The 9,367-nt window shown below is 75.1% G+C and carries 7 protein-coding genes; all 7 read right to left on the bottom strand.

Features of this window, described 5'->3' with window-relative positions:
- On the bottom strand, positions 1 to 772 hold a 772-nt coding region (gene dpgD, locus ACFU6K_RS20425), incomplete at its 3' end, for an enoyl-CoA-hydratase DpgD (protein WP_380664930.1).
- Complete coding sequence (locus ACFU6K_RS20420) at positions 772 to 2,211, bottom strand: aldehyde dehydrogenase family protein (RefSeq protein WP_380664928.1); 1,440 nt, start codon at positions 2,209 to 2,211, stop codon at positions 772 to 774. The genes dpgD and ACFU6K_RS20420, both read right to left, overlap by 1 nt.
- Positions 2,212 to 2,288: 77 nt before the next feature.
- Positions 2,289 to 3,953, bottom strand: coding sequence for a thiamine pyrophosphate-binding protein (locus tag ACFU6K_RS20415; RefSeq protein WP_380664926.1), 1,665 nt, complete (start codon positions 3,951 to 3,953; stop codon positions 2,289 to 2,291).
- Positions 3,953 to 5,173 carry a (3,5-dihydroxyphenyl)acetyl-CoA 1,2-dioxygenase DpgC gene (gene dpgC, locus ACFU6K_RS20410; RefSeq protein WP_380664924.1) on the bottom strand — a complete coding sequence of 407 codons (1,221 nt, stop codon included), beginning with the start codon at positions 5,171 to 5,173 and terminating at the stop codon, positions 3,953 to 3,955. The genes ACFU6K_RS20415 and dpgC overlap by 1 nt, the downstream gene beginning before the upstream one ends.
- 83 nt (positions 5,174 to 5,256) lie before the next feature.
- Positions 5,257 to 5,967 carry an enoyl-CoA-hydratase DpgB gene (gene dpgB / locus ACFU6K_RS20405; protein ID WP_380664922.1) on the bottom strand — a complete coding sequence of 237 codons (711 nt, stop codon included), beginning with the start codon at positions 5,965 to 5,967 and terminating at the stop codon, positions 5,257 to 5,259.
- 47 nt (positions 5,968 to 6,014) lie between these two features.
- Positions 6,015 to 7,145, bottom strand: a complete 1,131-nt coding sequence (gene dpgA / locus ACFU6K_RS20400; protein WP_380664920.1) for a 3,5-dihydroxyphenylacetyl-CoA synthase DpgA — start codon at positions 7,143 to 7,145, stop codon at positions 6,015 to 6,017.
- Between the two features lie 175 nt (positions 7,146 to 7,320).
- The coding region (locus ACFU6K_RS20395; RefSeq protein WP_380664918.1) for a LuxR C-terminal-related transcriptional regulator at positions 7,321 to 9,367 on the bottom strand (2,047 nt) is incomplete at its 5' end.

The following is a 9,367-nucleotide window of genomic DNA, read 5'->3' as shown; positions in this document are numbered from 1 at the left end:
TCTCCAGGAAGGCCAGCGGGCCCTCCTCGGCGTCCCGGCTGTGCATCCGGCGCTCCTCCCAGACGTAGCGGGTGGCGAAGGCCTGCTCCAGCGGCGTGGTGAGGGCCTTGGCCGCCGCCTCCTTGACCGCGCGGACGGACAGCGGGGCGCAGCGCAGGATGTCGCGCACCCAGCCGTCCACGCAGTCGTCCAGCTCCCCGGCCGGCACCACGTCGTTGACCAGCCCGTACTCCAGCGCGCGCCGGGCGCTCAGCCGCCGGCCCGTCATCAGGTGGCCCAGCGCGGCCCGGTAGGGCAGCTGCTGGGCCAGCCGGAACACCCCGCCGGCGCCGGCGATCAGGCCGAGCTTCGCCTCGGGCAGCGCGAAGACGGCGTCCTCGGCGGCGACGATGATGTCGCAGGCCAGCGCCAGTTCGAAGCCGCCGCCCATGGCGAAGCCCTGGACCCGGGCGACGACCGGCTTGGAGAGCGCGAACCGCTCGGTGAGCCGGGGGTAGCCCGGCTTGCCCCGGCTGCCGAAGGTGGAGGTGGCGGTGCCGGCCCTGACCCGTTCGGCCAGCTCCTTGAGGTCCTGGCCGACCGAGAAGGCCCGGTCCCCGGCGCCGGCCAGCACCACCACCCAGACCTCGGGGTCGGCCTCGACCTCGTCCCAGATCCCGCGCAGCTCCTCGTGCATCCGCAGGTCCATCGCGTTGAGCACCTCGGGCCGGTCGAGGGTGACGTACCCGACCCGGCCCTTCTTCTCGTACCGCACCCGTGTCGGCTCGGCCATCAGAACGGGTACCTCGCCGGGGTCTCGCGGACGGTCAGCCACTGCCACTGGGTGTACTCGTCCCAGCTGTGCTCGGAGCCGTGCCGGGTGCCGTTGCCGGAGGCGCCGCGGCCGCCGTGCGGCACGTGGGCCTCGTCGTTGATGGTCTGGTCGTTGATGTGGACCATGCCGGTGCGCAGCCGGTCGGCGATCGCCCGGCCGCGCCGGACCGAGCCGGTCTGGACGGCGGCGGTGAGCCCGTACGCGGTCCGGTTGGCCAGCTCGACGGCCTCGTCGTCGTCGGCGACCACGGTGACCGGGGCGACCGGTCCGAAGACCTCCTCGGTGAAGGCGGGCATGTCGGGGGTGACGCCGGCCAGCACGGTCGGCTCGAAGAACGGGCCGCGCCGGGCGCCGCCGGCCAGCACCACGGCGCCGGCCGCCACCGACTCGCGGACGATCCGCTCGACCCGGTCGAGCTGCCGCTCGCCGATGACCGGGCCGAGGTCGACCTCCTCGCGGAACGGGTCGCCGAGGCGCAGCTTGCTGGCGCGGTCGGCGAGCAGCTCCAGGTACCGGTCGGCGACGGCGCGGTGCACCAGGTGGCGCCCGGCGGCCATGCAGATCTGGCCCTGGTGGAAGAAGGAGCCCCAGGCCCCGGCCGAGGCCGCGGCGTCGAGGTCGGCGTCGTCGAGGACGATCAGGGCGTTGTTGCCGCCGAGTTCGAGCGAGACGCGCTTGAGCATGCCGCCGGCGACCGCGCCGATCCGGGCCCCGACCGCGCTGGAGCCGGTGAAGGCGATCATCGGCACGTCGGGGTGGCGGACCAGGGCCTCGCCGACCTCGGCGTCGCCGGGCAGGACCTGGAGCAGCCCGGCGGGCAGGCCGGCCTCCTCGAAGAGCCGGGTGATCACCCGGCCGCCGGAGACCGGGGTGTGCACGTCGGGCTTGACCACCACGGCGTTGCCGAGGACCAGCGCGGGGGCGACCGCGCGCATCGCCAGCACCAGCGGGACGTTCCAGGGGCTGATCACGCCGACCACCCCGAGCGGCACCCGGCGGGCGAAGCTCTCCCGGCCCGGCTCGGAGGCCAGCACGTGGCCGTTGGGGCGGGTGGGCAGCGCGGCGGCGGACCACAGCTCGTCCAGGACCGCGCCGACCTCGAAGTCGGCCTTGCCGCGCACCGATCCGCCCTCGCGGACCAGCAGGTCGACGATCTCCTGGCGGTGGCGCTCCAGCACGGCGGCGGCGCGGCGCATGACGGCGGCGCGCCCGGTCGGCGGGGTCGCCGCCCAGCCGGGCTGGGCCTGCGCGGCGGCGGCCACGGCGGGGTTCACGTCCTCGGCCGCGGCCAGCGAGACCACGGCGATCGGGCGCCCGGTGGCGGGCTCCCGTACCTGGAGCTCGCCACCGGAGAGTGCCGGGTCGAGCCCGGCGTCCAGCTGAATGAGACCGCTCATCGCGGCCACCTCCCTTGTCAGTGGTTCGGCCCCGACGAACGGCGTACCGGGGCGTGTCCGTCGGGCACGCCCCCGGTTCAACGAGGCGGGGTGTGCCCGGTGATGGGCACGTCGACCAGGAGCGGCGCGGTCGCGGACGCCGACTTGGCGACGATCTCGGTGAGTTCGGCGGGGTGGGAGACCCGGACGGCCTCGATGCCGAAGAACTCGGCGGCGGCCCGGAAGTCCAGCCGGTGGCGGCCGCTGTCCGGGCCGAAGGCCAGGTCCAGGCCGAGGTAGCGCCCGCCCCGGGTGGAGCGGCTGTCCCAGGTGTCCAGGGTCTCCTTGAGGGTGCGGTACTCGCCGTTGTTCATCACCACGAAGGTCACCGGGACGCGGTAGTGGCCGGCCGCCCACAGGCCCTGGAGTCCGAACATCGCGCAGCCGTCGCCGAGCACGGCGACCACCGGGCGGCTGTCGTCGCCCATCCGTCGGCCGACGGCGGCGCCGATGCCGTGGCCGAGGCCGCCGCCGACGGTGTGCAGGTACGAGCCCGGGCGGTCCTGGCGGAGCACCTGGCGCAGCCGCAGGCCGGTGGTGATGGCCTCCTCGACCACCACGGCGTCCTCGGGCAGTCCGGCGGCCACGGCGTGGGCGGCGGCCAGCGGGTCGAGCGGGCCCGGTCCGTACGCGGCGAGCGCGGCGCGTTCGGTGGCGGCCCACCCGGCCTCGGCCCGGCGCCCGGCGGCGGCGGTCCGTTCGGCGGCCCGCGGGACGCGTCCGGCGAGCTGCTCCGCGAGGGCGGCCAGGGAAGGCCGCAGCGCGCCGTGCAGGCCCAGTCGGACGCCGAAGTTGCGGCCCAGTTCGGCGGCGTCGGCGTCCAGTTGGAGGACGGTGGTGCCCTCCGGGATCGGCGAGCCGGGGGTGTAGTGGTGGGCCATGAAGGCATGGGTGCCGACGATCAGGACGGTGTCGTGGGCCGCCAGGGTCTCCCGGATCGCGGCGTGGGTGGCGCCCAGCATGCCGCCGTACAGCGGGTGCGAGGTGGGGAAGTCCAGGTTGTCGTTCATCGGCTGGTGGTACGTCACCGCGCCGAGCGCATCGGCGAGGGCGACCAGTTCGGCCACCGCCCCGTCGCGGCCGACGGCGTCCCCGGCGACCAGGGCGGGGCGCTCGGCGGCGGCCAGCAGCCCGGCGGCGGCGGCGAGTTCGGTGGCCGGGCCCTGCGGGGCGAGGGTGGAGCGGCCGGGCACCTCGACGTCGACGTCCTCGGTGAGCAGGTCCATCGGGATGGACAGGAACACCGGCCCGGCGGGGGCGCGCCGGGCGGCGGCGAAGGCCCGGGTGAGCATCACCGGCAGGTCGTGGGCGTGCTGGACGTCGAAGGTCTGCTTGACCGCCGCGGAGGCCAGGCCGATCAGGTCGCCCGAGAGCATCGGGTCGCAGGCCAGGTGGCGGCGGTCCTGCTGGCCCGCGGTGACCACCATCGGGGTGCGCGAGCGGCTGGCGTTGAGCAGCCCGACCAGGCCGTTGGCGAGGCCGGCCGCGATGTGCAGGCTGACGAAGGCGGTACGGCCGGTGGCCCGGGCGTAGCCGTCCGCCATGGCGACCACCGAGCCCTCGTGGGCGCCGAGCACGTAGTCGATGTCCCCGGCCGCGCTGAGCGCGTCGGTGAAGGGCAGTTCGCTGGTGCCGGGGTTGCCGAAGACGGTGGTGACGCCCTCGGCCCGGAGGATCTCCAGCATCGCCTCGACCGGGCGCATCAGGCGTCCTTCGCCGGGCGGCGGGTCCAGGACGCGCCGACCTTGGCGATCACGTCCAGCCCGTACAGCCGCAGGGCCTGCTGGAGGGCGAACTCGGCGAGGTAGTGGCGGAAGGTCTCGACGGGCTCCTCGGCGTGGTGGAGCATGTGCCGGTTGGCGACCACCGCGGGGCTCGCCAGCCGGGCGGCGGCGGCCGCCACGGCCGCGTCCATCGCCCTGGGCTCGACCACCTCGTCGAACAGCGCGGCGGCGTCGGGCTCGCGGGCCCAGATCTTGCGCCCGCCGAGGATCACCTGGCGGGAGACCCGGCCGCCGGCGAGCCGGGTGAGGCGCAGGTTGCCGAGGCCGGGGACGATGCCCTCCTGGGCGGCGGGCAGGCTGAAGTAGCTGTCGGCGGCGGCGATCACGTGGTCGAAGACCATCAGCAGCTGCGCCCCGCCGCCGATCGCGAAGGTGTCCACGGCGGCCACCCAGGGCTTCTCCAGCGTGCGCTGCGGCCACGCGCGGTCGTCGTCGACCAGCAGGCCGCGGTAGATCTTGCTGATGTAGCCGATCTCGCGGCGCATCAGGAAGTCCGCGTACGAGATGGTGCCCTCGTGCAGCTCGGTGAGGTTGATCCCGGCGCTGAACACCCGGCGGCCGAGGTAGCGCCGGTGGGTCATCTCGCCGCCGCGCAGGACGCCGACCTCGGTGGCCGGGTCGAGCAGGACGAGGTCCACCGCGGTCTCCATGTCCTCGACATGGGCGTTGGTCTCGGCGTTCAGGCAGTGGTCGTTGTGGACGGTCACGTGGGCGGTGCCGTCGCGGCGCTCGATCCGGACCACGCCGAGGTCGGCGCTGCCGGTGCGGCTGAACTCGGGGAGCAGGGCCAGCGCCCGCTCGGTGGGGCGCAGCATCGCGTCGATCAGGTGCCGGCCGCACTCGGGGTGGGCGAGGACGGCCTGGAGGAAGATGCCCTGGTCGATCTCCAGGCCCTCCTTGTCGGCCTGCCGCAGGCCGTGCTCGGCGGCCAGCTGCGCCTCGCCGGGCACCAGGCCGGGGTGGCGCTCCCCGGCCCGGCGCAGCAGCTCGTCCAGTCGCAGGTGGACGGTGCGCTCCTCGGTGAGCGCACCGTAGACCTCTGCGACGTGCTCCCGCAGGAAGCGCTGCCGGGACAGCCTGGCCTCCGGGGCGGTGTCCACGCTGCGCGCGGTGTCCAGGGTGAAGACTGGGACGGTCATGACAGCTGTTTCCCTCGGTGGATCGGTACGAGTCGGGTCGGGCGCTTTCCGGCCCGCGCGCGGGACGGTCAGGCCCGGGACGGTCAGGCCCGTTCGGCGGACTGGTTGCGCAGCGTCCGGTCGCAGGCCGCCAGGTGGGCGCCGAGCGACTCCTCGAAGCTGGTGGTGGTGGCGTCCAGCAGCAGCCGGCGGCGGATCGCCAGCTCGCCGCCGACCAGCCCGCCGAGCAGCGCGCCGGCGCTCTCGACGGCGGCGGCGACGCCCGCGCGGTCCTCGACGACCCGGTCGAACAGGCCCAGTTCGGCGCCCTCGGCCGCGGTGACCTCGGTGCCGAACAGCACCAGGCGGCGGGCGCGGGCGACGCCCAGCTGCTGGACCAGGCGGTGGACGGCCATGCCGGGCCACAGCCGGCCGGCGGTGACCGCCGGGCTCAGCCGGGTGTCCGCCGTGGCGATCCGGTGGTCGGCGGCCAGCAGCAGGTCCAGCGCCGGGCCCGCGCACTCGCCGGCCGCGACCGCGAGGACGCCGGCCGGGACGCGCTCCAGGCGGCGCAGCGCGCGCTCCCACTTGTTGACCAGGTGGATGCCGACCTCGCCGGGCCAGGCCTGCTCGCGGACGCCGGCCGTCCCCTCGACGTGCAGCACGGCGTAGGTCGCCCGGTCGGCGTCCTCCAGCTCGTCGCAGACCTCGACGACCTGGCCGATCAGCTGCTCGGTCAGCGGCGCGGAGCAGTCGATCAGGACGTGGCGCCCGGTCGACCCGGTGCGTTCGGGAAGCAGTTCGCTGACGGACATGGGAATTCCTCTTTCGGAAGGTGCGGGCTGTGTCTGGTGCATTCCGGTCAGTACCGGACGAGGGCCGTCTCGATGGTCGATCCGGGGCCCATCGTCATGAAGACCCCGAGGTCGCCGGGCCGGACCTGACCCTCGGCCATCAGCCGCTCGTAGGAGAACAGGAACGAGCCGCTGGAGAGGTTCCCGTAGTCCCGCAGCACCCCGGTGGTGTGCCGGACGTCGTGCCGGGTCAGTCCGAGGTTGATCTGGACCGAGTCGATGACCTTCTTGCCGCCGGAGTGGACGATCCAGTGGGCGATGTCGCTGCGCCGCAGTCCGGTGTCCTCCAACAGCCTGTCGACGACGAGTTCGGCGTGCGCGCCGACCACGTACGGCACGTCGCGGTCCAGGAAGAAGCTGAACTTGCCCTGGTCGTCGTCCCAGTCGTAGCGCATCGCGTCGACGGCCTCGGGGATGATGCGGCTGGAGAACTTGAGGACGGTCGGGCCCTCGGCCCGCACGCCGCTCTCCGGGCGGTCCAGCAGGCCGTCCGGGTCGGCCATCAGGATCACCGCCGCGGCGCCGTCGCCGAACAGGCTGTTGACCACCGCGGTGCGCATGGTGCCGTCGAAGACGTAGGCCGCCGAGCAGGTCTCGACGCACACCATCAGGGCCGGCCGCCCGGGGTTGGCGGCGGCCCAACCGGCCACCGCGGTCAGGCCGTTGAGCCCGGCGTTGCAGCCCATGCCGACCACGTCGAGCCGGCTGGTCCGGACGTCGAGGCCCAGTTCCTTGATCAGGTGGGCGGAGAGTCCGGGGGTGAGCAGGCCGGTGGTGGTGACGCAGCAGATGTAGCCGATGTCGGAGAGGTCGAGGCCGGTGCGGGCCACGCACTCGCGCACCGCCCGCGCGCCCGTCTCCACGCCCGACGCCCGGTGCTTGCGGAGCAGTTCGCCCTGGGTCTCCATCCGGCGCCCGCCGTCCGGCCCCTCCGGCGGAAGAATGAGGAAACGGCGGTCGATCGCGCTGTTCATGAAAAGCGACCGAATGCGCTGGTCGGTTATCCCGAATATGTCGAGGATATCGCTCTGCGCGTAGGAGTCCGGCGGGTTCGCGGTGGCGATGCCGATGATCCGGGGCAATGCCCTGCCCTGTTCCGCGAGCGGTGGCACGTCCTTCTCTGACAAGGTCAGCGCCATGTCGCCCCCCTTTCTGGAAAATTCCGGCCATGGACGACTGACAGACGCATTCCAGCAGGGGCGGACCCGCTCGAACACCCCGGCCCGCCCCTTAGGGCCCCCTGTCCCGGCGGGGCCCCCTGCCCGGCCCCGCCGGGGGCTGGGCAGGGGGTTGGGCAGGGGGTTCGGTCGGGGCTCAGCCGGCCCGGGTCAGCGCGCCCATCGCCGTGGGCAGGTCGACCCGGGAGCTGACCCGCAGCTTCCGGTAGGCCCGGGTCAGGTGCTGCTCCACGGTGCTGACCGTGACGTACAGCCGCTTGGCGATCTCCCGGTTGGTGTAGCCGTGCGCGGCCAGCTCGGCGACCCGGCACTCGGCGTCGCTGAGCACCGCGTCGGACACCGCCGGGGCGCTCTCCCGGGCCGACTGGTCGCCGCCGCTGCTCCAGCCGAACTCCACGCCCAGCAGCCGGGTGAGCGGCTGGGCCTGGCACTCCTCGGCCAGCATCCAGGCGCGGCGGGCGGTGAGCCTGGCCCGGCGCAGCTCGCCCAGGTCGTGGTAGGTCCTGGCCAGGTCGGCGAGCGCCCGGGCCAGCTCGTAGCGGTCACCGGCCTCCTGGAGCACGTCCGCGGCCTTGCGCAGCAGGGCCGGGCGCTGGCGCAGGTCCCCGGTGGCGGCGAGCTGGCGCATCGCCACGCCCCGCGCCCGCGGCGCGCACTGGTCGACCATCGCGAGCTGCTCCTCCAGCAGGCGCCGGGCCCCGTCCCGGTCGCCCAGCTGGAGCATCGCCTCGGCGGCCTCCCCGCGCCAGGCGACCAGGCCGGGCACGTCCAGTCCCCACTGGCGCATCAGCTCGCCGCAGGCGAGGAAGTCGGCGAGCGCGGCGTTCAGGTGGCCGGTGGCCAGCTGGTACCGGCCGCGGGCCTGGAGGTAGTGGAGGCCGTGGCGGCTCTGCAGCATCGCCGCCGGGACGGGCAGGTTGAGCTGGTCGGCGGCCTCGTCGTGGCGGCCCATCGCGGTCAGCGCGGTCAGCAGGCTGGCCAGCGCGCCGCCGACCGCCACCCCCCAGCTGCCGGCCGGGATGATCTCCAGCGCCTGCCGGGCGTACCGCTCGGCGCCGGGCAGGTCGCCCTGCCGTACGGCGATCTCGGCCCGGATGGTCGCCAACCGGGCCTGGCGTCCCGGGGACTGGCGGGCGGCCGCCTCCGCGATCAGGCCGTCGCACCAGGGCGCGGCCCGGTCGGCCCGGTCGCCGTAGGTCAGCGCGAACAGCGCCGACTCGACGGTGTCCATGCCCGTCTCGTCCAGCCGGGAGGTGCGCAGGATCCGCTCGGCCTCGGCGACCGCCTGCTCGGACGGGCCGTGGCTGAGCACCGAATCGAGCGCGGTGGCCGCCTCCAGCCGCCGGCTGACCGCGGTGGACGGCGCCGGGCGCGGGCCCGGCTCCTCCTCGGCGGACGGCACGTGCTCCAGCAGCGGCGCGTACCAGCAGCGCAGCCACGGCCGGGTGGTCCGCAGCTCGGCCGCGGTCTCCGGGTCGAGCGGGCCGCCCTCCAGGCCGAGCCCGGACAGCACGTCCCTGGCCTCCTCGAAACGGCCGTGCCACAGCAGGGCCTTGGCGAGCACCAGGCCGTCGCTGGGCCGCAGGTGGCCGCGGTGCAGGGCGGTGGTGAGCTCGGCGAGGTGCGGGGTCGGGGCGCCCGGGTTGATCCGCCACTCGGCGCGGACCAGGGCGGTCCTGATCCGGGCCAGCCGGGGCCCGTCCTCGCAGACCCGGCAGGCCAGCCGCAGGTACTCGACGGCCTGGCCGACCCGGCCCTCGGCCAGCGCCAGCGTGGCGGCCTCCTCCAGGACGGGGACGGTCCAGGCCTCCTCGACCCGCCCGGAGGCCAGCAGGTGCTCGGCCGTCGCGGCCGCGGCGCCCCCGCCCGCGTGCAGCAGTTCGGCGGCCCTGCCGTGCAGTTCGGCCCTGCGCTCGGAGCCGGTGTCGAGCAGCACGGCGGCCCGCGCGGCCGGGTGGCGGAAGCCGTCGGGGGCCAGCAGGCCGCAGTCCGCCAGCTCGCGCAGGCCGCGCGCCGCCTCCGCGCCGTCCAGGCCGAGCAGCCGGGCGACCCCGTCCGGGGCGCCGAGCACGGCGAGGGCCTGGACGAGCGGGAGCAGCCCGGGGGCGCCGCGGTGCAGCAGGTCGCGCACGGCCTGCCCGTAGCCGTCGGCGACGGCCAGCCCGCCGTCGGCGGTGCCGGCC

Source organism: Kitasatospora sp. NPDC057512 (assembly GCF_042802135.1).
Lineage (GTDB): Bacteria > Actinomycetota > Actinomycetes > Streptomycetales > Streptomycetaceae > Kitasatospora.
The sequence above is the reverse complement of the archived record's forward strand: the minus strand, read 5'-3'. Positions and strand labels throughout refer to the sequence as shown.